This is a genomic window from Halorientalis litorea, from assembly GCF_023028225.1.
Classification (GTDB): domain Archaea; phylum Halobacteriota; class Halobacteria; order Halobacteriales; family Haloarculaceae; genus Halorientalis; species Halorientalis litorea.
Genome location: NZ_CP095483.1, coordinates 56,405 through 81,011, shown reverse-complemented (window position 1 = coordinate 81,011; position 24,607 = coordinate 56,405). Strand labels below are relative to the sequence as shown.

The following is a 24,607-nucleotide window of genomic DNA, read 5'->3' as shown; positions in this document are numbered from 1 at the left end:
TCGGACGGAGGGTACGTGAATTTTTCCCATATAGAAACGAAACGGAAGAGTCGGTCCCGAAGAGAAACTGTCTTGCTGCTCGTTACCACGCCACTGCCACTCACGTGAGCGACGGGAGACCGTCGTCGCGAAGGACCGACGCAATCTGGTTTTTCTGAATCTCGTCGGTTCCGGCCGCGATGCGGCGGGCACGGGCCAGCCGGTAGAGGTATTCGAGGGGATGGCCCTGCTGGTAGCCGTTCGCGCCGTGTATCTGGAGTGCCTCGCTGACGACGCTCTCGGCTATCTCCGAGGAGAAGAGTTTGGCGATGCTGGTCCCCATCCGGTCGGGGATACGGCCCTGTTCGACGGCCGTCGTCGCCGCGCGGTACGTCAGCGCGCGGGACGCCTCCAGTTGCTTGGTCATGTCCGCGAGTTTCCACTCGATACCTTGGAAGTCCCCGATAGGTTGGCCGAACTGTTCGCGGTCCTCGGCGTAATCCAGTGCCTTCCCGAGGGCGTTCCGAGCCATCGAGTTCGCGAACGTGGAACTCCCGAGTCGCTCCCAGTTGAGGGCCTTCAGTTGGTTCTTGAACCCGTCCGGACCACGGGTGAGGACGTTCTCCTCGGGGATGTGGACATCCTCCATGTAGAACTGCGTCTGCCGGTGGTCGGCCATGTTGGTGAAGTGCTGGGCCACGTCGACACCAGCCGCGTCGAAGTCCATCACGACCGTTCCCATCCCCTCGGGGAACTTCGTCCAGACGACGGCGGCACTCGACTCTTCGACGCTACTGACCCACGTCTTCTCGCCGTTGAGTACTAACTCGCCGTTCTCCTCCGTGACCTCGGTGTTCATCGACGCCACGTCGGACCCGGATTCGGGTTCCGAGATGGCGACGGCGATGCACGTCTCGCCCGCCGTCACCTTCGGGAGGTACTCCTCTTTGACTGCCTCGGACCCGAACATCTCGATGGCGCGGGGCGCGACCATCTGCTGTTCGTAGAGGTACTGCGCGGTGTCGGGGCACACCTCACCGACAGCCTCGATGGTGAGCATCGCGGCCAACTCGTCCATCCCGCCGCCGCCGTACTCCTCTCCGATGTTGATGCCGAGGAAACCTTGGTCTGCGAGGAGTTCGATGTTCTCCCACGGTGTCTCGCCCTCCCAGGTGAACGCGTTCTCCTCGAACTCCGAGTGAGCGAGGTCCTCCAACGTCTCCAGTACCATCCGCTGCTCGTCGGTCAGCGAGAGCATACCACAGTATCCGACCGTCGGGAGTTAAAGTCCCCGGAGTCGCTGGCTACTCGCCGGTGAACTCGGGGTCCCGGTCCTCGAAGAACGCCTCGACGCCCTCGCGCATGTCCTCCGTGGCGAACAGCGAGGTGAACAGTTCGAGTTCGTGGTCCAGTCCCGCGTCCAGCCCCATCTCCGCGCTCGCGGCGACGGCCCGCTTGCCGTGTTCGAGGGCTTTCGGACTCTTCTCGGCGATAGTTCCGGCGAGGTCGGAGATTCGTTCCTCGAACTCGCCCTCGGGGTGGGCTTCCTCCACGAGGCCGACGTCTGCGGCTTCCGTCGCGTCGATGAGTTCACCCGAGAGCGTGAGTTTCATCGCCTGCCCCATCCCGACGACACGGGGGAGTCGCTGGGTCCCACCACCGCCCGGTATGATGCCGAGGTTGATTTCGGGCTGGCCGAGCTTCGCCCCCTCCTTGGCGATGCGGATGTCACAGGCCAAGGAGAGTTCACAACCACCGCCGAGCGCGTGGCCGTTGATGGCCGCGATGACGGGCAGCGGTGAGTCGGCGACCCGCTCGTAGATACGCGGCCGGGCACTCGCCTCGCGTTGGTCGAACTGGTCGCGCTCTCGGAACTCGCTGATGTCGGCCCCAGCGGCGAACGCGCCACCGTCGTCGTCACCCGTGATGACCAGCACGCGCACGTCCTCGTCCGTCGTCTCCACGGCGTCGATTGCGTCCTGAATCTCGGACCGAACCGTGCCGTTCAGCGCGTTCCGGGCGTCCGGACGGCTGATAGTGATGGAGGCGACACGGTCGGCGATGTCGCCGAGTTCGACCGCGACCGTCTCGTACTCGCCGAAGTCGCTCATCGGCCACCCTCCCCGGCGGGCCGGACGGCCTCACCGTCTTCCCAGATGTAGAACCCCTCGCCGGATTTCTTCCCGAGGTTGCCCGCCCGGACCTTCCGACGGAGAATCTGCGGCGGGCGGAACCGCTGCCCGAGTTCGTCGGTCAGATACTCCGCGATGTCGAGTCGGACGTCGAGACCAACCATGTCGGTGAGCTTCAGCGGCCCCATCGGGTGGTTGTACCCCTCGCGCATCGACGTGTCGATGTCCTCGACGCTTGCCACGCCGCTCTCGACCATCCGCATCGCCTCAAGTCCCAGCACGACGCCCAACCGCGAGGACGCGAACCCGGCCGTGTCGCGGACGACAACGGGGTCTTTGTCGATGTCCTCGACGTAGTCCACGACGGCCTGCTCAGTGGCCTCGCTGGTCTGTTCAGCGACGATAACCTCGACCAGTGGCATGATGTGTGGTGGGTTGAAGAAGTGGACACCGGCCACGCGCTCGGGAGTGTCGAGCGCGCTCGCGAGTTCCGTCACGGACAGCGAGGACGTGTTCGTCCCGACGATAGCGTCCTCGGCGACGAGAGCCTCCACGTCGGTGAGAACATCTTTCTTCAGGTCCATATCCTCCGGCACCGCCTCGACGACGAAGTCGGCACCTTCGACGGCGGCGTCGAAGTCGGCCGTTCCGTCGATGTTGCCGAGCGTCGCGTCACGTTCGCCCTCGGTGACTTTCCCGCGCTCGATGCCCTCTTGGAGGTTGCCCTCGATGGCGTCGAGGCCGGCCTGCACGCGCTCGTCGTCGATATCGTTCAGGAGTACGTCGTGGCCGACAGCGGCCGATACCTGCGCGATACCGTGCCCCATACTGCCAGCACCGATAACTGTAATCCGCATACATCGAACGGTTCGGGAACGCCGATAAACGTTACGTTCGTTCCTTAAGCGACGGTGATGAGGACGACGCCACACACAGTGACCACCGCGCCAGCGAGCGTCGCGCGCGTGGGCGATTCACTCCCCTCGAACAGGAGCAGGCCCAGCGCGACGGTAAACAGCGGGCTAGAGTTGAAAATCGGGACCACGACGACGGCGTCGGCCAGCGACAGCGCGAGGAAGTACGAGCTGATAGAGACTGTCCAGCAGAGACCGGTCAGCAGTAGATACCACCGGCTGTCGCCCGAGAACACGGCCCGGAGTTGGCTGGTATCCCGGTACAGTGCCATGACGACGCCGACGCCGAGGCCGACGGCGAAGTTCACCGCCAGTGCCGGCACCAACGGCGCGCCGAGTTCCGAGAGTCCGAACTTCCGGATAACGGGTGTGGTTCCGAACCAGAACACGATGACCAGCGAGACGAGGGCGGCCGTCCGGGCGTCCACCGACGGGTTCGCCTCGTTACCCGAACGAGCGAGTACGACCAACCCAACCACGACGAGCGCGACACCGATAGCGAGCAATAGCGTTAGCGTTTCGCCGAGGAACGTGACGGAGAAGACGACAGCGACCACAGGGCTGGCACTCTTGACGGCGTGTGAGATGCCCGCACCGACGAGCTCTATCGAGTTCGAGAGGAGAAACCGCCCGAGACCAGTCCCCAGCAGACCACTCAGGAAGAATACACCGACCATCGCCGGGGTCAACTGGGTCTGTCCGGTCGCCACCGCGTACGGGACGAGGATGACGACGCTGACAGCGGCGGTAACCGTGACCAACGCTTCGGGGCTCGCGTCCGAGAGGCCCTGCCGGGCAGAGACGTACCCGACAGAGGAGACGAGTGCCGCGAACAGGGCGACGATTTCGCCCGGAACCACACCAACAGTCAGAGCGAGTGGTGTGCCTAGCATCCCCGAACAACACGCTCGCGGCCGATATACGTTGTCTCCACGGGGTTTGCATTGTATCCGTGAGTATTCGACAGTGAGAAGTGTGACAGCGGGCTCTCAGAAGGCGCGCGCGGCCGCTCGACCATCGGTTCCGCGAGCCGGGTATCGGGAGTCGAGGTCAGATACTCGACACAGCGTGTGAGGAATCGAGTGCGGTGCAGTCGGGGTGCTGACCGTATCGTCCCGCCGGCTGCAACCTCGTCGAGTGACGGCATACGCAGGTGGTGTGGACGACTGTTCTTAGTGGTTCCGTCATCTGGCGGAGTGACTTTTATAACCCCAATAGACAATGTGGAACTGATGAAGTCCAATCTTCACGACCGGAGGGAGTCGTATGGCCGTCGGTGACGAAGTCGTCGCCCGTCTCGCGGCGGACGGCGTCGAGACAGTCTTCGGCATCCCCGGCAAGCAGACGCTCCCGTTGAACCAAGCGATGGAGGAGTACGGTATCGAGTACGTGATGACGCGCCACGAGACGGCTGTCAGCCACAACGCGTGGGGCTACGCCGAGACGAGCGGCGAGGTAGCCGCAACGGTGGTCATCCCCGGCCCGGGCGACATGAACGCGATGAACGGGCTGAAGAACGCGCTGAACGACTGTACGCCGCTGATTCACATCGCAGTCGAGACGGAGCCGGAGGTCCGTGGCGGGGACGGCATCCACGAGACGCCGCCGGACACCTACGACAACGTCGTCAAGGAGAACTATCTCGTCGAGGAACCGCAGGCCGCCGTGGCGACTGTCGCGGAGGCGGTTCGGACGGCGAAGACTGCACCGAAGGGGCCGGTTCGAGTGGGCATCCCGAAGAACTTCCTCGGCATGGATGTCCCCCAGGCCGCACCCCCGGCAGCGGACCCCGCGGAGCCACCACGGCCGGACGCCGATGCCGTAGCGGCGGCCGCCGACCGACTCGGGAGCGCGGACGAACCCGTCATCGTCGCGGGCGGCGGTGTCCGGGCATCCGAGGCGACGGAGAGCCTCACGGCTGTCGCGGAGCGTCTGGACGCGCCAGTGTTGACTACCTACAAGGGGAAGGGAACGTTCCCGGAGGACCACCCGCTCTCCGCGGGTGTCCTCTGTGGCGGGACGAGTCCCGAGGTGGCAGCCGTACTGGCCGACGCAGACGCGGCACTGGCTGTCGGGACCGACTTCGACGCCGTGTCGACGGGGCAGTGGAGCCTCGACGTGCCGGAAAATCTGATTCACGTCACGCTGGACGCGAACGACATCGGGACGGGGTACGAACCGACCGTCGCGCTCGTCGCGGACGCGGACGCCACGCTCGCCGCGCTCGTCGAGGAGGTTCCCGACCGTGACGGAAACGGGATTGAGCGTGCGCGTGCCGCGCGCGACGCGGACGAGAGTCGTGTCGATGACCTCGTGAGTGGCGACGAACCACCCCTGATGTCACCGACGGCGTTGCAGGCGGTGCGGTCGGCACTCCCCGAGGATACCGTCGTGGCCGTGGACGCCGGTGGGTCCCGCATCTGGACGCTGGTCTCCTTCCCCGCCCTCGGGCCGCGGTCGTACGTCAACCCCGGGTCCTGGGCGACGATGGGGACGGGCCTCCCCTCCGCCATCGGCGCGAAGGCCGCAAACCCCGACGCGGACGTGGTGGCACTGACTGGCGACGGCGGGCTGATGATGTGCGTCCACGAACTGGCCACGCTCGCTGCCGAAGACATCGACGTGACCGTCGTCGTGTTCACGAACCAAGACTACGCCATCATCAGCGAGGAAGCCGAGCGGAGTTACGGGTTGGAGGAGATGACCTACGGGTGGTCGGGCGCGCCGCTGTCGTTCGGCCCCATCGCCGAGGGGATGGGCCTCGACGCGATGCAGGCCGAGACGCCCGCCGAAATCGAGTCGACCGTCGCCGACGCGGTTGCGAGCGACGGCCCGACGCTCGTGGCCGTCCCGACCGACCCAGTCGAACCACAGGCCAGCGAGTGGATGTCGCGCTCCCGGTGAGATACGGCACCATCGTCCGGGCGTAACCGGAACTCGAACTGTCTTTTACTCCACATTTACCGGCTGCGGACCGCCAAAAACGCTGGAAGATAGTCCAAAGGTTTATTTGTTAACCACACCGGTGGTAGAACGTATGGCTCCTGTTAGCAGACGGGATGTGCTGAAGGCATCGAGCGGTATGGCTGCGTTCGCGTTGGCTGGTTGCCAAGGGAACGGCGACGGTGGCGGAGACGGAGATGGCGGTGGCGATGGCGGCGGTGGCGATGGCGGCGGTGGCGGCGGTCGTGTCTCCATCAGCGTCGGGATTCCGAGTGCCGGTACGACGACCGGTGCGGCGAGCAACTCGTTCCAGCGCGTCGTCTCCGAGGAATCGGGCGACACTGAACCGGCGGGCGAACTTCGGTGGAACAATCAGGAAACTGGCGGCGACCCGCCGAGCCTCCGACAGTTCCAGCAAGGGAACGTACAGGCGATGAGCGGTGGGAACTTCATCATCGCGTCGGCCAAGCAGGAACTGCCGCCGTTCGAGCAACAGCCCGTAGAGAATATTCCGCACCAGATGTTCTCCATCGCGCCGCTCCACATGCAAGTCCACGCAGTGGAGGGGTCGGGCATCGAGACGACCGACGACCTCGTCGGCAACAACCTCTGGCCGCTCCCGCCGCAGTGGGGGCTCCGCCAGCAGGCCGAGACGGTGCTGGAGAACGCGGGTTACTGGAGCGAACTCCAGGATACCGACTCCATCGTCAACGCCGGAACCGGCGACGTGGCCGGTGCAATCGAAGAGGGCCGCATCGATGCAATCTTCAGCTACGGTGCCGGGTTCGCCAACCTCGCCGGCTGGGCGACCGAGGTCGACGCCCGTGCCAACCTCCACCCAGTGGAGTGGACCGACTCGATGATAGAGGGTGCGAACAACACGCGTGGGACGGGCCACAGCGAAATCGAAGCGTACGGCTGGGAGAACCAGGACTTCAACGGCGAGACGATCGACGTCTACGGTGCCGACTTCCAGTTCTGGCTCGGCTCGTCCATCTCCCGGGATGTCGGCTACGAACTCGCGAAAATCAGCAACGAACACACCGCCGCAATTCAGGAAGGGCAGCCAGCCTACCTTGACCACAGCGACCCCGAGAACATGGCGTCGCTGTACCTCGAGAACCACCCGGTCCACCCGGGTCCGTACGACTTCCTGGAGGAGCAGGGAGTCGATATGAGCGCGTACACTCGCGGCGAAGTCCAGGGTTAACTCCCTAATCCCCCACCCCAATTAGTTATACAATGAGTCAAGCACAGGACGAAGCACCCGTATGGTCACCACTGGGGCTCGACCGCCAGCACCTGCTGAACAACCTCGTCACAGTGGTGGCACTCCTCTTTTGGGCTCGAATCGTATTGTACGCGTGGTATCAAGAAGTCCCACGGGCGAAATTCGCCGCCCTGTTCCTCGGCGGCGGGATGTTGCTATACGTCTTCAAGCAGTTACACGACGTGGGGACGGACGGAAGCCGCCTCGAACGAATCGGTCTGTGGTTCTGTGCGTTGGTAAGTGCCGTCGTCCCCGGGTACGTCTGGTGGCACTACAACGTGTTGGAGACACTCCGCATCGGATACGCACTCCCGCGTGAGTACGCACTCGGGGCGGTGTTCACACTGGTCGTCCTGTACCTCACTTACCGGGCGTTCGGTGCCGCCTTCGTCGGCGTCGTGGTGGTGGCCATCGGCTATGCGTACTTCGGGTACGCGATTCCAGGCCTGTTTGGCCATAGTGGCATCGGAGAACGACAGATAGTGAACATCCTGACGATGGAGTTCGACGGGTTCTTCGGGTCGATTACCCAGATCGTCGCCGCGTGGGTCGCGCTGTTCCTGCTGTACGCGGGACTGATGCGAGGGTTCGGTGCGTTCCAACTCATCATGAAACTCGCGTTCCGGACGGCCAAGTACCTCCGGTCCGGCGTCGCACAGTCGGCCGTCGTGTCGAGTCTCATCGTTGGCTCCATCAACGGCGCGCAGACGGCGAACGCCGCGATGACCGGATCGTTCACGATTCCGCTGATGCAGGAGAGCGGGATGAAAGGCGAATCGGCTGGCGGTATCGAAGCGGTCGCATCCTCCGGTGGGCAGATAATGCCGCCGGTCATGGGTGCTGCTGCATTCGTGATGGCCTCGCTCGTGACCGGTGTCGGATACGTCGACGTCCTCGTCGCCGGTATCATCCCGGCACTGGTCTTCTACATCTCGGTAGCCATCGGTGTCCACTACATGGCCATCAAGCAACTCCCCGAAGGTGGAATCAACCTCGACGAGCGCATGGAGGAACTGGACGACGGGTACCATCCGGCCATCGAAGGACTCCGTTTCGGAATCCCGTTCGTCGTGTTGCTCTACACGCTGGGTATCGCCCAGTGGACGGTCATCTCCTCGGCACTGTACACCTGCGGTACGATGATTCTCACAGGTGCCGGCTTGCCCCTCGTCCTGAGCTTCGTGAAAGACGGAATGGACCCCGTCGAGACACTCAAAGAAGCCGCGACCGACACTGTCGGGGGGTTCAAGTTCGGTGGAGTTTCGATGGCACCCATCGCCATCATCATCGCGGCCGTCAACGGCATCGTCGACCTGCTGAACGCGACGGGGATGCCCGGCAAACTGTCGCTTGCCATCGTGGGCGTCGCGGGTGGTGTGATGCTGTTCACCGTTATCCTCGCGATGGTCATCTGTCTCATCCTCGGACTGGGGATGCCAACGGTCGCGGCGTACACCATCGTCGCACTGCTCATCGCACCGACGCTCATCGGTAACTTCGCGGTGCCAACGTTAGCCGCGCACTTCTTCGTGTTCTACGCGGCTATCCTGTCGGGCATCACGCCACCCATCGCGATTGCGGTGGTCGTGACCGCGGGTATCGCGGGGTCGAACTTCTGGCGGACAGCACTCGAAGCACTGAAGCTGGGCCTGCCCCTGTTCATCCTCCCGTTCACGTTCATCTACAATCCCGAAATCGTGACGGGCGGGTTCGACGTCAACACAGTCATCTCCGGTGCAGTCGTCCTACTGGGAGCGGTAGCCATCACCCACGGGCTGAACTGCGCGCCCCGGCCGTTCAACGTTCCGTCGCCGTTCAGTTACGGCGTGCGGGGGTTCTTCGTGGCTCTGGGGACACTGGCGATGGTCTGGCCGACGATGATGCCCCGCGTCGGCGTGGTTGCCCTCGCGATGGCCCTCATCCTGATCCAGACCCAAGTCCCGCGCTTCCAGGCCGTGCGGGCAGTTCCGGAAGGCGACTGAGTCCGGAGAAATCTACCCCACTCGGTTTTCAACTTCTCGGAAAGGGCAAACTGTTTAGCCCCGGGAGTCGCACGGTTTCGGTATGCGAGAGGCATACGTAGTCGGGGCTGCCCAGTCACACTTCGGGACTTTCCCCGACGAATCCTACCGCTCGCTGTTCAGTTCGGCGTTCGAGGGAGCCGTCGACAGCGTCGACGGCGACTTCGACCGCACAGAAGTAGACGAGGCGTACGTCGGGACGCTCGGCGTCGGTGGCCGCCAACTCGGCCTCCCCGGTCCGGCCGTCACCGAACACGTCGGCCTCGACGGGGCGTCGTGTACGCGCGTCGAGAACGCGTGTGCGGCGAGCGGCGTCGCACTCCGGCAGGCACTCATGTCCATCCGCGCAGGCGTGGCCGACATCGCCGTCGCCAGCGGCGTCGAAATCATGACCGACATGAGCGGCGAGCAGACCCGCTACTGGCTCGGCGTCTCCGGTGAGACGGAGTGGGAGCGCATGGCCGGTACCACCTTCGCCGGCGTGTACGCACAGATGGCCTCGGCCCACATGGACGAGTACGGCACCACCCGCGAACACCTCTCGCGGGTCGCCGCCAAGAACCACGGGAACGGCGCGAAGAACCCGTACGCCCACCTCGGGTTCGAGTGTTCACTCGAAGACGCGATGGCGGGGACGACTGTCGCAGACCCGCTGAACCTCTACGACTGCTGTCCGACCTCCGACGGCGCGAGCGTCGCCATCCTCGCCAGTCGCGAGGCCGCCGAGGAACTCACCGACACGCCCGTCCGACTCACCGGGAGCGGTCAGGCCAGCGGCACCGTCGGCCTGTTCAACCGGCCGACCATCACGGGTATCCCCGCCACCGAGAAGGCGGCCGAGCAGGCCTACGAGGAGGCCGACGTGGGTCCGGCGGACATCGACTTCGCGGAGGTCCACGACTGTTTCTCCATCGCGGAACTGATGGCCTACGAAGACCTTGGCTTCTGCGAGAAGGGCGAAGCCGGGCCGTACATCGCCTCCGGCGCGACCGAACCGGACGGCGAACGCCCGGTCAACCTCTCGGGCGGTCTCAAGTCGAAGGGCCACCCCATCGGGGCGACGGGGACCGGCCAGACCGTCGAGGTGTTCAAACAGTTGCGCGGCGAGGCGGGTGACCGACAGGTCGACGGCCTCGAACGCGGCCTCTCACACAACGTGGGTGGGTCCGGCGGTGCTGTCGCTGTCCACGTCTACGAGGAGGGATGGGCATGACGGCTATCGAGAGCGTCAGCGCGTACGTCCCCCGCTACCGCATCACCGCCGATACCATCGGCGAAGCGTGGGACGGCTTCCGTGCCCGCGGCGTCGGCGAGAAGCGCGTCGCCGCCGGCGACGAGGACGCGGTGACGATGGCTGTGGAGGCGGCCCGAGACGCACTCAGCGAATCGGCCCACGACAGGGGCGACATCGAGACCCTGACGCTCGGCACGACGACGCCTCCAATCGAGGAGGGCGACGTCGGCGTCCAAGTGGCCGAGATTCTCGGCCTCGACCGCTCCGTCGAGGTGGTGGTTCACAGCCAGTCGACGCGGGCCGGAACCCGCGCGCTGGTGTCGGGACTCCGGGGGGAATCGCCCGCCCTCGTCGTCGCGTCGGACTGTCCGACGGGCGACCCCGACGACGCAATCGACCACGCGGCCGGTGCGGGTGCCGTGGCATTCGTCGTCGCCGACGACGGCGCGGAAGTCGTCGAGACAGCCACCTACGCCCGGGAGTACCCCGGGACACGGTTCCGCCGTCGCGGGTCGGAGGCGACCGAGACGTACGACGCGACTGCCTACGAGCGCGATGCGTACACGACGGTCATCGGCGGGGCAGTCGACGAGTTGGCCGAGACACCGACGGCCATCGCTCCGACGGCTCCCGACGGAAGCATGCCCGGCCGCGCGGCCGGTGCCGCCGACGGGGCCGAGGTGTACCACTACGCCGACGAACTCGGCGATACGGGTGCCGCGAGCCCGCTGTTCGGGTTGGTCGCGGCGTGGGAGGACGGAGTCGATTCGGTCGCCGTCGTCGGCTTCGGCGACGGTGCCGGTGCGGACGCCATCGCCATCGAAGGCTCGCTCCCGGTGACGCTCGACCGGGTGGCGACGGACATCTCGTACGCCGAGTACCTGCGGAAACGTGGTCACGTGCTCCCCGAAGGGGGTGAGGACTAATGGGAGCCTACATCAGCGTCCCGACGTGGTGGCGGAGTCTCGACAGCCGATACCGGTTGGTCGTCGGCGAGTGTCAGGAGTGCGGTGCGGTGAAGTTCCCGCCGGAGGGAGCCTGCGTCGAGTGTGCCGCACCCGACTCCTTCGAGGAGTTCGAACCGGAGGGCACCGGCGAAATCGTCGCCCACACCGTCATCGAGGGTGGCGCGCCGCCGGAGTTCACGGACCTCATCGACACCGAGAGTGCCATCGGTGCGGTACTGGTCGAACTCGACGAGGGGGCACGCGTCCCCGGGATGCTCACGGACTGTGACCCCCACGACTTCGGTCGCGGCGACCGCGTGGAGGCCACTGTCCGGCGTATCTACGAGCAAGAGGGCGTCGTCCGCTACGGGGCGAAGTTCCGACCGACGGAGGACTAGAGGTAGACCCCGTCGGGGTCCAGTTCCTCCCGAATTAGCCGGAGTTCCGCCTCGGTCGGCGGTTCGGTCTCGGTCACGTCGTCCGCGAACGCGATATCCCACCCAGTTTTTTCCTGCACGTCTTCGCGTTCGACGCCGGGGTGGAGTGACTCGACGACCATCTCACAGTCCTCGAAGCCCATCACGGCCATGTCGGTGATGACGGCCACGGGGCCGCCCTCGCGCAGGCCGTGCCGTTCACGGGCACCCTCGCCGTCGATGAAGCCGGGACTCGTGATGAAGTCGACTTCCTCGGGGAACCGCTGCCGCTGATGTGGCGTCGTGATGATAGTCCGCTCGACGTTGCTGGCGATTTCGCAAGCACCGCCGCTCCCGGGGAGGCGCACGTCCGGGTCGTCGTAGTCGCCGATGACCGTCGAGTTGATGTTGCCGTGCTTGTCGATTTGGGCACCGCCGAGGAATCCGGCGTCGATGCGGCCGGCCTGCAGGTAGTAGTTGAACCCGCCGTGCAGGGATTCGAGCGACGCCGCACCCGACGCAAGCACGGGGTCGCCGATGGACAGCGGCAGAGAGGAGGGGTTCGAGTCGATGGTTCCCGACTCGTATATCATCCGCAGGTCCGGCGCGTGCGTCCGTTTGGCGAGGTTCGCCGCGAGGTTCGGGACGCCGATGCCGACCAGCACCGAATCGCCGTCTTGGAGTTGCTCCGCCGCCTTCACGACCATCAGTTCGGTGTCGGTGTAGTCCATTCAGTTCTCACCCATGTTGACCGCAGTCGAGTAGGCGTTGCCGGCCTGCAAATCGAGCAGGCGGTCGCTAGACAGTTTGCGGATGTACTCGGCACGGTTCTCGACGCCGTAGACCCACTCGTCGAGCCACGCCTGTGTGTCCTCGTGGGTCCGGGAAACGTCGTCCCAGTTCAGGTACGCGTCGTTGTCACGGTCGTAGTACCCTTGTGCGTAGGAGGGATGGGAGCCGTACGGCTCCTCGACGACGTGGTCCACGTCGTCCGCCGTCACGAGCGTCCGGTTCGGGTCCGACCGGATGACCGACTCGTCGACGATTTCCTCGACGCTCAACACGACGGTATCCGCTGCGAGTGCCGCCTCTTTGTGTTCGCCGGGGATGCCCCACAGATGGACGTTCCCGTCCTCGTCGGCACGCTGACCGCGCACGACAGCCACGTCGGGCTTCAACGGCGGGACGGCGTACACTTCCTCGTCGCTGAACGGAGACTCGACAGGTCGGATGTTGTCGTTGTGTGCCGGGAGGTCGGAGCCAGCGAAGGTTTTCAGCGGGACGAACGGAAGGTCGACTGCGCCCGCGTACACCCGCGTCGTCATCCCGAAGTGCGTGTACTCCTCCAGTTCGATTTCGTTCGGGACCCCGTCTTCGGCGGCCCGTCGGAACGCGTGGAGGCTCCCGACGCCGGGGTTACCAGCCCACGAGAACGTGACCTTGCTGACACAGCCAGCGGCGATAAGTTGGTCGTAGATGAGGTCCGGGGTGGCCCGCGCGACTTCGAGGCCCGTGTATCCCTGCCGGATTATCTCGTGGCCGGCCGCAAAGGGGATGAGATGCGTGAACCCGGCCAAGTAAATACTGTCACCGTCGTCGACGGCCGCCGAAACGGCCTGTTTCATGGTGGTGGTTTTGCTCATAGGTACGACTACCGACGTGGCAACGTACACCGAAGGCGTAGGCTTAAATCCTCTTGTCCGCCGCCCGCCGATGACGCGGCGGGGCAGTGCGTTCAGCAGCGGCGAAGTGGTTCGACGCGTCCGTCATTTCTATGGAAAAAAGTACGTAGGCTTTTTTCTGTGGTTACTATATAAATGGCAGTGGCACCGGGGAGACGACATGCGTGAAATAAAACATTCCAGTGCAAATGGCGGTGATTACTACTCATATATCGCTTTTATCGGCGATTGGGACAATTCTCACTCCGTCATTTGCACCTATGACTGAATTCACAGTAGTATTAGGTGGCTCGAGCCGCGTCAGGCGTCACGACACGAAGAAGATGTAGTTCTCTGGTTTCCGAAGGATTGGACGGTTGGAATCGGGTATCTGTCGCCGTTGGGGACGACAGGCCGAACTGCCACGTTCGGGTACAGTCCGACTGAGTGCAAGGGAGTACGCGACTTCCACCATTTTCCTTAGTATTATTAAATTAATATATATCAGTAGCCATTGAATTTGGGTCGTTCGGTTACGAGACGGCGGTACAATGTCCTTACTGCGTGTCTCGCCGTCGAAGAACACACGCAGGCAGGGCGGTAAGCGGCGGTGGCAAACCGGTCGCTGTATCCGTGTTTACATTCAATTACAATATAAACTACTGTGCTACATACCCAGTACTCCGGATTTAGCACTGCTCCCGACAGTCCACGAACGAATCTCCTACGGCCGTTATCCACGTCGACATGCGGTCGATGCTATATGTCCGGCGGTCGTAAACCGTGCATGCGGTTGCTCCGCCGTCCGTGTCGACGGTTTTCGAGACGAGAGCAATGGGAGAGTGTCTCGGCCTGTCCGCCGGGTCGAACACGGTTTCGAGTGTGTCGTGGTTCTCTGTCATCGGTGTCCTCGACGAACGGGTTTCAGACTCGTGCGTTCCGATTCGGACGGGCCGACTCGGGGCTATAGATTAGTTATATTGTTCGTACGAATCTGGTAGGAAGCGTCTTCGCACCGAACGGTCACCTCTGTCGTGTGTATTTCACCGGAAACCCGGTGTCCGATTCGAGCCTTAGGAGTCGTCTGGCCCACGGTCTCGGAGGACGAAGGGGCCGATGGCGAGTGTCCGCTTGGCCACCGTTACGATACGGAGAATGTACGACAGGAGGACGATGAATGGAACGAGCGCGACGGTAATCGCGGCACTGGTGGCCCACACGAGATTGTCGACTCCAAGCGTCGTGCCAGCCAGCGTCTCTGGTGTGTTGACGAAGAGAATCATCGAGATGGAGACAGCGAGCGCGGGAACTGCGGCGTACAGTATGGCACGGGAAAGGTCGATGAGTTCCCACTGGAAGTACAGCGTCTTGATGTGTTCCCGTGCCACACCGAACAGTTCCAGTGTGTCGACCAGGTCGTCGAGTGCCTCTCGCGTCTCGTCGGGAATGTCGGCGTCGTGTTCGTGAGCGATGGTCCGTGCCTCGTGTATCTTCAGCGAATAGTTAAACGAGAGTGCCGCGTGGACCACCGCGAACGTTCCGAATTGCGCGGTGTCGAGTCGCGCCGTCACGCCATCCGCGTTCTCGGCGAGACTTTCGACGTAATCGTCGACGACAGTCCGGAGGTCCGAGTGGGTGGACGTGGAGACGCTATCGCTCACCGCGGTGGCCTGCGTCTTCGCCGCATCGACGAGTGCCTCGAGAAACGATGCCGGGTCGGCGGGACTGACATCGGCGTCGATGACCGTCTCGACGTCCTGCCTGAACGCCGTCGCGCCGTCCATCCGGTCACGTTGGTCGCCGGCCGGCCCGAGTTCCTGCGCGAGGACGAGTTGGTTGATCGTGACGACGAGCGTCACACCTGTGACGATGGCCGTGACGAGTGCCTGAAAGACGGTTTCGAGAGGGTCTTTGCTCGCGATGGCCTGCCTGAGCGGTGTGGGGTCAAGCGAACCGAGAGCGACGAAGAGGACGAACAGGCCACCGAGCAGTGTCGCGGCGACTACCCACCGGTTCGCGACCAGTAGTACCCACGTCTTGATTCGACTCCCCGGGAGCCGGTCCCGCATGTCGTCGCTCGGCCGGTCCGTCCGTGTGTCGGTGCGCATCGTCCCCAATACCGTTCCCGGGAACAAAAGAACTGGCAGAAGGGCAGCCCCAGTCGGTTACGGTTTGCACACCCGGTCGCGAGTAACTATCCGGTATCCGACTTTGTGGTTGGCGTTCGTGGAAGAAGGCGGACCCGACGAGTAAACACGGCGGTGGCGAGAGCGATACCGACACGATGCAGTTCGGTTTACGTGTGTATGGGTGTAAAGCCACCCCCGGTGTTCCCGGTGAACGGTCGTGTCGAAACAGCAGGCGGACCGGCCCTCACACCTCGGTGACGTAGGTGTACTCGTCGTCGAGTGCCGCCGCGTCTTCCGGGAGAAGGGCGACGACGAGGTAGTCGCTGTATCCGGCGAGGTACTCCACCAGTGACGCGATGCGGGGCGAGTCGATGGCTTCGAGCGAGTCCAACAACATGAACGGAACCGAGTCGTACACCTCGTGAACCAAGTACCCGGCGAGGGCGAAGATGAGTCCCGTCACCTCACGCTCACTCTCGCTGAGGTGGTCGACAGTGTCCTCGTAGGCAGTCCCCGAGTCCGTCGTCCGAATCACGTGCAACTCGAAGGTGGACTTCGAGACGGTTTTGCGGCCGTCTCTGGCGTCGGTTTCGACCCGTTCGAGCCAAATCCGGTCGATGTTTTCGTAGTCCAACAGGTCGAGCACGGTCTCCATGTGGTCGTTGAACTGGGCGACGACGCTGTCTTCGAGACGGTCGATGCGGGTGCGGAGTTCCTCGATTTGTTCTTCGAGCGTCTCACGCTTCTCTTGGAGGGTCTCCTGTTCGTCGAGACGGTCCTCGACCGCTGTAATCTCGTCTTCGACGCGTTCGAGGTCACTCTCCAAGCGGCCGAGTTCGTACTCGAGTTGGTTCGCCTCCTTGTGTAGGTCGAGGATTTCGCTGTAGGACTCGTCTTCCATCTCCTCGACGGTCTCCTCTATCGACGCTATCTCTTCGGTGAGGGTTTCGCGTTCCTCCTTGAGCGTCTCGACGGTGGACTCGCGGCGTTCGATTTGCTCTTCGATTTGACGGAGGCGTCGTTCGCTCTGCTCGCGGCGTTTCTGTGTCTGTTCCAGTTCACGCTTGTCCGATTGCAGTGCCGAGATATCGTCTCTGAGGGAGCTCACATCTGCGCGCTTTTCCTGGCTCAGTTCCCGGAGAGTTGCGAGCGTCGTCTCGATTTGGTCCGTCTCCACTTCGCTCCCACACGTCCAACACCGAACCTCGTCGTCCGGGAGGAGACGGTCGGTAACGTCGTCGGCATCGTCGAAGGACGCGAACACGTCCGCCTCGGCGTCTTCGAGCATCTTCTCGTTGAAGCCGATGATGGACTGGAGTTCGTTGAGCGAGGACTCGACCTGCTGTTTCTGGGTTCGGAGTCGGTCGATTTCGGCCTCTATCTCGCCGATGTCTCCGACCGGAGTATCCGGGAGGGCGGACAGTTCCTCCTCCAGTTCAGCACCTTCTCGGCGGAGTTCTTCGAGGCTCTCCTGCTCTGTCTCGATGTCGTACCGAACGTCGTCCAAGTCGGACCGCTTTGCCCGGAGGTGTTCCAGTTTCTCTTCGAGACGGTCTTTTTCTTCACGGCTCTCTTCGACTTCCCGGTCGTGTGCATCGAGTTCGGCCTCGGTCTCCGACAGTTCGTGCCGCTTCTCCGCTATCTGTTCCTCGAGTTGGGTGCGTTCCGCTTCGAGTGCTGGGAGGTCCCCCTTCAGGTCGTCTATCTCGTCGAGTTCCTCGTCGACACGTCGTCGCTGCTGAACGAGGTCGTTGATTTCGGCCTGTATTTCGTCCGTGTCGACGGGACGCATCAGTAACTCCCGAAGGTCGTCACCCCGCTCGACCTCGCGGCGTGCCGCGTTCGATTCGTCGAGGAACGCAAAGAGGTCGGCGACCGTCGGGTCGTCCAGATAGGGCTCTCCGGTCGCAGTGACTGTCCCGTTCTGCCGGTGGAGGCGTCGCGTGTACTGCTCGTCACCGGTTGTCAGTTCGACCAGTGCCTCGTCGGCGTCGCCTTTTATCGAAGCCTTGTCACTTCCGCAGACGGCCATGATGGCCTGTAGAAACGAAGTCCGGTTCGTCGCGTTCCGTCCTCTGAGGACGGTTACACCCGCCGAAACCGTCACGTCAGTCTCGTCGATACCACCAACCTTCTCCACGTGGAAATCCGCCGCTGGGTTCTCTTGCTGTTGGACGCCCATCCTATGGTACGTTTACAGCAAGCCCATCAAATAACCTTGTCCTAAATTCCTGACCGCTTCTTCGCCGTTTATTCGGCCCTTCTGAACGGGCGTTCACACTGGTGGGACAGCGCGTCGGAGGCGGATGCTCGTGCCACGTTCTTTTTCGTACATGTTCTTTTTCTACTTTGCTCGGGTAGATTGTAATTAGTCGTTCGGTCCGCCTCGGAGTCAGTACACGTTCCGTTCGATGGACAGTGTATCTATTCCGGTGAAGGTGATTTTTCGACGTTTCAGTTATTCTCCCGCATTTTGCGAGAGGGACAGTAGCGCGGACGATTAATTATCTGTCGGTCAAAACGAAGTGCACGAATTTTTTATTGCCATAATTTGTTTTACGTTACTGCTATAATGGCATATTTGTTGTCTTTTCTCCTTCGTACTCGCTCAGCGATACGCACTGTAGCTATCGTAATTTACCACGGTAAACGTTATCAATGTTCGTGATTAAGAGACATACGAGGCAGAATGTATGACCCCGCACGCTCCCGGCAGGGACCACGAAGAAGCGTATTCCGGACGCATAGCGGACGCGCCAATTAAACACTGTTCCTGTGGAGCCGCGGGATTGGCCGCCACAGCACTCGGTGTGGTGGTGCTGTATCCACTGTTGGTCGCAGTGGTACGCCAGTTCCATCTACTGTCGTCGACGTGGCTCGTACTCGCCGCCGTCGTGGTGTGGCTGTCGGCGTGGATGGTCCTCGAACTCGCGTGGGAGTGGCGTGAGCGTCACCAACAGACCGGATAGCGAACCGCTGTCGGACAAAATTCGAACCGAGATGGGGTGAAACCCCCTCGTAGATTTAATACCGGTCGGACTGAGTACCCCATATGCAACACGCTCGCGGTCCACTTGTCTCCATCGACCTCAGTACACAGACCACGGACACGGAAGACATCACCGAAGAACAGGAATCGTTCATCGGCGGCCGCGGAGTCGCATCCAAACTCGCCTTCGACCGCCTCCCGTTCGATGCCGACCCGCTCGGGGCCCAGAACAGGCTCTACTTCACGACTGGCCCGCTCCAGTACTCGCAGATGTCGTTCACCGGCCGGATGAACGCGACGGCAGTCTCACCCCTGACCGGCGGTCTGTTGTCCTCGAACGCCGGCGGGTTCCTCTCGCGGAACTTCACGGGGGCTGGCTACGGTGCGGTCGAAATCAAAGGCGAGAGCGACGAACTCCTCGCCGTCCACGTCACCGACGACGGCGTCACCTTCGAGGCGGTCCCGGAACTCGACGGGGCGACGGTCCCCGAGGTGGACGACTACATGGCGGGAGAGCACGGTCTCGATGAAGACCAGATAGCCTGCATCGGCCCGGCCGGCGAGAATCTGGTTCGGTTCGCCTCGATTATGACGACCGAGTCGCGGGCGTTCGGCCGCGGGGGCCTCGGTGCCGTCCTCGGAGCGAAGAACCTGAAGGCGATTACCTTCGAGGGTGATTCTGCTCCGTCGGTCGAAATCAGTCCGACGGCGGCGGATGTTCACCGGGACGCCGCCACCTCCGATAGCATCATGAAACGGCAGGGCACCACCTCTGTGACTGACCTCGCCAACGAAGTCAACGGGATGCCGACGCGGTACTGGTCGGCCCGGCAGTTCGAGGGCATCGAGGGCATCAACGGCGACAGCGTCGAGGCGAAGAAGTTCAAGAAGGGGACCTGTTCGCAGTGTGCCTTCGCGTGTAAACTCCCGACGAAAGACGAGGAGAGCGGCGTCGAGACGGAAGGGCCGGAGTTCGAAACGGTGATGGCGTTCGGGTCGAACGCGGGCGTCGACGACATCGTGGACGTGATGAAGTCCAACGAGCAGTGTGACATCTACGGCGTCGACACAATCTCCTGTGGGAACACCATCGCGGCGTATCTCGCCAGCGAGGACGAGTTCGGCAACACCGACCTGATACACGACCTCGTGGAGAGAATCGCCCACCGCGAGGGCGTCGGTGACACGCTCGCGGAGGGAATCGCCCGCTGTCACGAGGAACTCGGCGTGACGGACTACACGGTCAAGAACCTCGACTTCGCGGCACACGAGGGGCGAACGCTCCACGGGCAGGGACTCGCCTACGCCGTCGCCAACCGGGGTGCCGACCACATGTACGCGACGTTCTACGCGTGGGAGTACCCGCTCGTCGACCCGGACGAAGCGTTCCCACAGAAGGGACTCGAAGACAAGCCCGCGGCCGTGGCGAAACAGGAGAACGCCCGCGCACTGGAGGACTGTGGCGTCCTCTGTCGGTTCTCCCGCGGAATGATGACGCCCGAGCGTCTCTCTGATCTCTTCGAGGCCGACTACGAGACGTTGCTCGACGTGGGTGGGCGCGTGGTCGAACTCGAACGGGCGTTCAACAACCGGCGGGGCTTCGACGTCGAGGACGACGACTTGCCCTACCGCGAGTACATCGAGGGCGACCTCGATGCCGCAATCCGGGAGTACTACGAGGCACGCGGGTGGCGCGAGGACGGCGTCGTCCCCGGCCTCGGGGAACCGGTCGGCGAGTCGACGGCGGCCGGCGACTGACGCCTTCGTGACACCGCCGAGGTATTTTGAGGCCGGAGCCCCACGTTTCGATACCGTCGTATATGACACTCATCCCGCCACAGACGGACGAGATACGGCAGGAGTTACAGAAGGGGAACCGACGTTTGTTACACTGTCTCGACTGCGGCGGACAGGTGGTCGCCATCCGTCACGGTGGGTCCTGCATCCTCTGTAGTTCGGAGGCCGTCGTCGTCGAGGAGTGGGGGTGAGGGCGTTCGCCTACGTCCGGTCAGGCGATAGCCGTCTCGGGCCCCGACAGGGTTTTTACGCTCTGTCAACGACGTATTCACATGAGCCATCAGGTCCGACTCGACGACGACGTGTACGAACACATCAAGAGTCGGAAACGCGACGACGAGACGTTCTCCGAGGCGATAGAGCGGCTCACCGGTGCGTGGACGCTCCTCAACTTCGCCGAAGGGGACGCCGTAATCGACACGGCGGCACACCGGGAAATTCTCGAACAGGCCGAGCGGCAGAGCAGCGACGACACGAGAGCACGACTCGAGCGGATGGGCGTCGAAGTCGACGAATGATACTTGACACGGACTTTCTCGTCGACCTCGACGCAGGGAACCCGGAAGCCATCGAGACGGCGGCAGAACTCGAAGCGGACGGCGTACCGTTGCGGGTCACGACGGTCGTGGTGCAGGAACTCTACGTCGCTGTCGGTGCGGGGTCGGAATCGTTCACGAACGCCCGGAAGTACGAGGCGTTGGTCGCGAACAAACCCGTGGTTGAGATGGACGAAGCGATTGCACGACAGGCGGGCGCGCTGGAAGGGCAACATATCGCCAGCGACAGCAAACCGGACCTCGGGACTGGGGACGCTGTCGTCGCTGCGACAGGGCTACAGTACAACGAGCCTGTCGTGACCAGTGACAGGGATTTCACCGCTGTCGACGGACTCCCTGTAGAGCTTGTTTGAGGGTCCAGCACAGGCCCGACACCGCCCGAAGGCTACTTGTGTCGGCCCATCGCAGACGGTCCATGCCGACGACACAACGGGTCCCCGTCGCGGACGGCGAGTCTGTCGCGGTGGTCCACCACGAGGCACCGGCGGACGACTGGCTGTTCTTCTGTCACGGCTTCCTCAGCGACAAGAGTGGGAGCTACGAGACCAGGTGTGAGCGCGCAGTCGAGGAAGGCTACAACGCGGTCCGGTTCGATTTCCGTGGCTGTGGCGAGTCCGACGGCGCGTTCGTCGACCAGACACTCACCGCGAAACTCGCCGACTTGGAAGCTGTCGTCGACCACTTCGACCCGCGGGAGTACGTCCTGTTCGGGTCCAGTTTCGGCGGGAAAGTCGCCTTCCACACGGCCGCGACGGACGAGCGAGTGACCGCCGTCGTCACGCGTGCCCCAGTGACGAGTAACGAGGCATTCGAAGACTACCGGGCCATCGTCGAACGCGAGGGAACCGTCGAGTTGGACACCGGTGTCAGCATCGACGAGCGGTTCTTCGAGGACTTCGACCGGTACCCCTTCGAAGACGTGTCGGAGAGGCTTTGCTGTCCCGTCGCGATACTCCACGGAGCCGACGACGTGGTGGTGCCGATTGCCGGGAGTTTCGACGCGGCCGCCGCACTCGATACGCACGTATGCCTCGAAAAGTTCGCCGGTGAGGGCCACCGGTTCTCTCGCGCCGCAGAGGCGACGCTCCGTCAGCGGGTGTTCGACTGGCTGGACAGTCGCTGAGTGGTACTCCGGCGCGTGTTGTCGTTCGAGAGCCCGCTGGTTTGACTCTGCTCACTGGACGCTCCCGTCGATCTCGTCGAGGGCCTCCGTCGCGACGTCACCGAGTTCCCCGGCTTCGATGTGAGAGTACCGCTCACGGACCATCTCCTCTGAGTTGTCGAGATATCGGGCGGCGACGGTGTACCCGAACGCCCGGACCAGTACCTCGCCCATTCCGCGGCGGCCGCCGTGGGGCGCGAGATACTCGTGTTTCGAACGAGAAATTTCGATACCGGCGTCGTCGGTAAGTCGTTCGAGAATCGAGCGGGCACCGTCAGTCGTGAGCGACTCCGGTCGGATATCCGCGTCGAGAGCCAACAGTAGGTCACGAGCGGAGGCGTCCCGTCGTTCCTGAACGGCCGCAGGGCGGACGCCGCGGTCGGCCAGTTCAGCTCGAACCGTGTTGGCGAGCGTCCGCTGATCGAACGTCGGGAACACCGGCCACCGCTCGGTCGGTGGGGCCAGCAGCGTCCGGTAACTGCGTAGCGGCGAGATGACGGGGTCGGGAAGACTGGCGGCGTCCCACTGCTGTTTCTTCCGGTAGACATCCATACTCCCGTCCGCGAGGTCGATGTCTTCCCACCGAACGCCGCGTCGACGCGGGTCGTTCGGGTCCCGGAGCAGTTCACCGACGCGGACGGCGGTGTACGCGAGGGCGAACACGAGTGCCCGGTCCCGAGCTTTCTTCAGGGCTGTGTAGCGAGCGCGCTGTGTGTCGATTTCATCGACATCTGTGGACAGGGAGGTGTACGCCTCGATAGCGTCCCGGGCCTGTTCGTCGACGTGGCGGGTCAGTCGGTGTCGCTGTTCGGAGGTCCACGCCTGCTGGTCGCCGGGTTTGCGGCCGTCGTCCTCCGGGAGCGGTGCCATCGCGCTGGCTCGCTGGGCGTAGTGGGACTCCAGATACCCCTCGTTGACGCACCAACCACACCACGCCGAAACGTACGCGTAGTAGGTCTGGACGGTGTTCTGTTTCAGGCCGCGGTCCCCAGCGAGGTGGCGGGCGTACTCGCGGAAGACCCGTTCGTCGAGGTCCCCGAACCTGGGTTCACGGTCGGCACCGTCCAGGATGATTCCGGCCCAGTCGTCGTCACCGCCGTCGCCTGCGGCCCACGCCGCGAATCGTTCGAGTTCGCGGGCGGCGTTCCGGCGGTAGTTCCCACCGTCGCCGCCGCGGCCTTTCCCTTTGTCCTGGAGGTAGCGCTCGAAGCTGTCGTCGAGCGGCGTTGAAAGCGCTCGATCAGGCATGCGACTCTCCGTACTCCTGCGAGTGCGGTTTCGACGGCTCTCCCCCGGGAGAGGCGGCGTGAGGCGATTGCAGCATTCGTCCTTCACCGACGGCGGCGTGGTACTTGAAAGTGGTCGTGATTACCAGAATAATCAGGAACACCCTCAATAAGTGTTTCGAACCGTTATCCCCGGGTAGAGACGCGCTACAGCAGTATTTTAGTGTTTTCGTCTTTTGTAAATCTTATTTCGCTATACCAAATTTGACGTTGAAACCGGTGCGACCGGAGAACGCCACAGTTCCCCGGGAACATCGACGGCCGCAACGTACGCCGTCGTGCTCGCCGAAAAGACGAGTACGAACGCCGCTCCCCAGACCGCCGGAACATTTCGCAGGTAAATCCCCGGAAGGCGGTCACTAACGGTGATCGATCCGCGCTTGTGGGCTAGCAGCCGGAACGGGCGCTGAAATAGGGTCGAACGACGGTCAGTCACGGGCCGCGAGAACAACTGTTGTGCCGTTACCCGAAGCGTCAGAAAGAGAAGATCGATCCAGTACAGGACGGCGACGGCTAGCAGCGAGAGGTGCCCGTACAGGAAGACGAGTACTGCGGCGACGGTTTCGACGCAAACCGACCCGAAGAGTATCCTGCGATCCCCGATCAGATGCATGGATTCCGTGATTCGGGACGCTCGACGTCGCGTACAGCTCCGCGTTGGTGGGCGACGTGTCGGTCGAGCGTAACGCGCAGTGTCGGTCGAACGCACGAGCGCGTGGCAGTATCGGTACTCGAATGCGCACCGAGAGACGCGTCGTCCGTGAAGGGGGTTGCCAACCCTGTGACCGGGACACGAAGCGATGCTGCGATACTGTACAGCCAGCCGAGGGTGACGGACGCTACCGGTGACGTATGCACGTCTCGCACAAACGGTTCCAAATCGACGATATAGAATAAGTACAGGGGCCGTATTTCCCTCCCCGAAACGCGGCAGCGTCCGATCGACCGAACCGCAGCGGTGCATCCCGTCCCGGTTCGGCGCCGGTTTCTCGCGTGGAAACGGGAACTCACATTTATTCACTGTCAGCCGGACGTTCGAATATGGTCACCGCTGGCGAGGACCCCGCCCGTTCGAGCGGCGCGGAGACACGGACTGCTGTCGCAGTCGTCGCCACTGGTCCGCGAGACAGGGTACCCAGTACGTCAGCGACGTGGTCGATAAAGCGGGGG

22 protein-coding genes are annotated in these 24,607 nt (G+C 63.1%); 12 read left to right on the top strand and 10 right to left on the bottom strand.

Annotated features, from left to right (window positions below; all coding sequences use genetic code 11):
- Positions 1-100: 100 nt before the first annotated feature.
- Genes MUG95_RS15370 through MUG95_RS15355 form a run of 4 tightly spaced genes read right to left on the bottom strand, consistent with a single transcriptional unit; the run spans position 101 to position 3,918 of the window.
- Complete coding sequence (locus tag MUG95_RS15370; RefSeq protein WP_247010513.1) at positions 101-1,237, bottom strand: acyl-CoA dehydrogenase family protein; 1,137 nt, start codon at positions 1,235-1,237, stop codon at positions 101-103.
- 46 nt (positions 1,238-1,283) lie between these two features.
- Positions 1,284-2,090 carry an enoyl-CoA hydratase/isomerase family protein gene (locus MUG95_RS15365; protein WP_247010512.1) on the bottom strand — a complete coding sequence of 269 codons (807 nt, stop codon included), beginning with the start codon at positions 2,088-2,090 and terminating at the stop codon, positions 1,284-1,286.
- Positions 2,087-2,968 carry a 3-hydroxyacyl-CoA dehydrogenase family protein gene (locus MUG95_RS15360; protein ID WP_247010660.1) on the bottom strand — a complete coding sequence of 294 codons (882 nt, stop codon included), beginning with the start codon at positions 2,966-2,968 and terminating at the stop codon, positions 2,087-2,089. Before MUG95_RS15360 ends, MUG95_RS15365 begins: the two co-directional genes overlap by 4 nt.
- 44 nt (positions 2,969-3,012) lie before the next feature.
- Entirely contained in the window at positions 3,013-3,918 is a 906-nt protein-coding gene (locus MUG95_RS15355; RefSeq protein ID WP_247010659.1) for a DMT family transporter, read from the bottom strand.
- Between the two features lie 373 nt (positions 3,919-4,291).
- On the opposite strand from MUG95_RS15355, the gene MUG95_RS15350 reads away from it, so the two are divergent.
- The 6 genes from MUG95_RS15350 (at position 4,292) to MUG95_RS16970 (ending at position 11,838) form a co-directional block, all read left to right on the top strand.
- Complete coding sequence (locus MUG95_RS15350; protein ID WP_247010658.1) at positions 4,292-5,929, top strand: thiamine pyrophosphate-binding protein; 1,638 nt, start codon at positions 4,292-4,294, stop codon at positions 5,927-5,929.
- 133 nt (positions 5,930-6,062) lie between these two features.
- A complete protein-coding gene (locus tag MUG95_RS15345; protein ID WP_247010657.1) occupies positions 6,063-7,178 on the top strand; it encodes a TAXI family TRAP transporter solute-binding subunit in 1,116 nt (371 codons plus the stop codon).
- Positions 7,179-7,210: 32 nt separating this feature from the next.
- Positions 7,211-9,220 carry a TRAP transporter permease gene (locus tag MUG95_RS15340; RefSeq protein WP_247010656.1) on the top strand — a complete coding sequence of 670 codons (2,010 nt, stop codon included), beginning with the start codon at positions 7,211-7,213 and terminating at the stop codon, positions 9,218-9,220.
- Positions 9,221-9,302: 82 nt separating this feature from the next.
- On the top strand, positions 9,303-10,472 hold the full coding sequence (locus MUG95_RS15335) for a thiolase domain-containing protein (protein ID WP_247010655.1): 1,170 nt from the start codon (positions 9,303-9,305) through the stop codon (positions 10,470-10,472).
- The gene (locus MUG95_RS15330; protein WP_308219609.1) at positions 10,469-11,419 is read left to right on the top strand and encodes a hypothetical protein; all 951 of its coding nucleotides are present in this window, start codon (positions 10,469-10,471) and stop codon (positions 11,417-11,419) included. Before MUG95_RS15335 ends, MUG95_RS15330 begins: the two co-directional genes overlap by 4 nt.
- A complete protein-coding gene (locus MUG95_RS16970) occupies positions 11,419-11,838 on the top strand; it encodes a Zn-ribbon domain-containing OB-fold protein (protein WP_308219608.1) in 420 nt (139 codons plus the stop codon). Before MUG95_RS15330 ends, MUG95_RS16970 begins: the two co-directional genes overlap by 1 nt.
- On the opposite strand, the gene MUG95_RS15325 is transcribed toward MUG95_RS16970, so the two are convergent.
- From MUG95_RS15325 to MUG95_RS15305, 5 genes are all read right to left on the bottom strand, one after another.
- Positions 11,835-12,587, bottom strand: a complete 753-nt coding sequence (locus MUG95_RS15325; protein ID WP_247010654.1) for a CoA-transferase subunit beta — start codon at positions 12,585-12,587, stop codon at positions 11,835-11,837. The genes MUG95_RS16970 and MUG95_RS15325 overlap by 4 nt on opposite strands.
- Positions 12,588-13,499, bottom strand: coding sequence for a CoA transferase subunit A (locus MUG95_RS15320; RefSeq protein ID WP_247010653.1), 912 nt, complete (start codon positions 13,497-13,499; stop codon positions 12,588-12,590). It lies immediately after the preceding gene.
- Positions 13,500-14,206: 707 nt separating this feature from the next.
- Positions 14,207-14,419 carry a DUF7511 domain-containing protein gene (locus tag MUG95_RS15315; protein WP_247010652.1) on the bottom strand — a complete coding sequence of 71 codons (213 nt, stop codon included), beginning with the start codon at positions 14,417-14,419 and terminating at the stop codon, positions 14,207-14,209.
- A 171-nt stretch (positions 14,420-14,590) separates the two neighbouring features.
- Complete coding sequence (locus tag MUG95_RS15310; protein ID WP_247010651.1) at positions 14,591-15,625, bottom strand: DUF7972 family membrane protein; 1,035 nt, start codon at positions 15,623-15,625, stop codon at positions 14,591-14,593.
- 265 nt (positions 15,626-15,890) lie between these two features.
- The gene (locus tag MUG95_RS15305; protein ID WP_247010650.1) at positions 15,891-17,828 is read right to left on the bottom strand and encodes an archaea-specific SMC-related protein; all 1,938 of its coding nucleotides are present in this window, start codon (positions 17,826-17,828) and stop codon (positions 15,891-15,893) included.
- 607 nt (positions 17,829-18,435) lie between these two features.
- On the opposite strand from MUG95_RS15305, the gene MUG95_RS15300 reads away from it, so the two are divergent.
- The 6 genes from MUG95_RS15300 (at position 18,436) to MUG95_RS15275 (ending at position 22,112) form a co-directional block, all read left to right on the top strand.
- On the top strand, positions 18,436-18,615 hold the full coding sequence (locus tag MUG95_RS15300) for a hypothetical protein (RefSeq protein ID WP_247010649.1): 180 nt from the start codon (positions 18,436-18,438) through the stop codon (positions 18,613-18,615).
- 83 nt (positions 18,616-18,698) lie between these two features.
- Positions 18,699-20,393: an aldehyde ferredoxin oxidoreductase family protein gene (locus tag MUG95_RS15295; protein WP_247010648.1), complete on the top strand. Its 1,695-nt coding sequence runs from the start codon at positions 18,699-18,701 to the stop codon at positions 20,391-20,393.
- Between the two features lie 62 nt (positions 20,394-20,455).
- Complete coding sequence (locus MUG95_RS15290; protein ID WP_247010647.1) at positions 20,456-20,623, top strand: hypothetical protein; 168 nt, start codon at positions 20,456-20,458, stop codon at positions 20,621-20,623.
- Positions 20,624-20,704: 81 nt separating this feature from the next.
- Positions 20,705-20,950 carry an antitoxin VapB family protein gene (locus MUG95_RS15285; protein WP_247010646.1) on the top strand — a complete coding sequence of 82 codons (246 nt, stop codon included), beginning with the start codon at positions 20,705-20,707 and terminating at the stop codon, positions 20,948-20,950.
- Positions 20,947-21,342 carry a PIN domain-containing protein gene (locus tag MUG95_RS15280; protein WP_247010645.1) on the top strand — a complete coding sequence of 132 codons (396 nt, stop codon included), beginning with the start codon at positions 20,947-20,949 and terminating at the stop codon, positions 21,340-21,342. The genes MUG95_RS15285 and MUG95_RS15280 overlap by 4 nt, the downstream gene beginning before the upstream one ends.
- Positions 21,343-21,404: 62 nt before the next feature.
- Positions 21,405-22,112, top strand: coding sequence for an alpha/beta hydrolase family protein (locus MUG95_RS15275; protein ID WP_247010644.1), 708 nt, complete (start codon positions 21,405-21,407; stop codon positions 22,110-22,112).
- Positions 22,113-22,163: 51 nt separating this feature from the next.
- On the opposite strand, the gene MUG95_RS15270 is transcribed toward MUG95_RS15275, so the two are convergent.
- On the bottom strand, positions 22,164-23,399 hold the full coding sequence (locus MUG95_RS15270) for a site-specific integrase (RefSeq protein WP_247010643.1): 1,236 nt from the start codon (positions 23,397-23,399) through the stop codon (positions 22,164-22,166).
- Positions 23,400-24,607 lie beyond the last annotated feature (1,208 nt).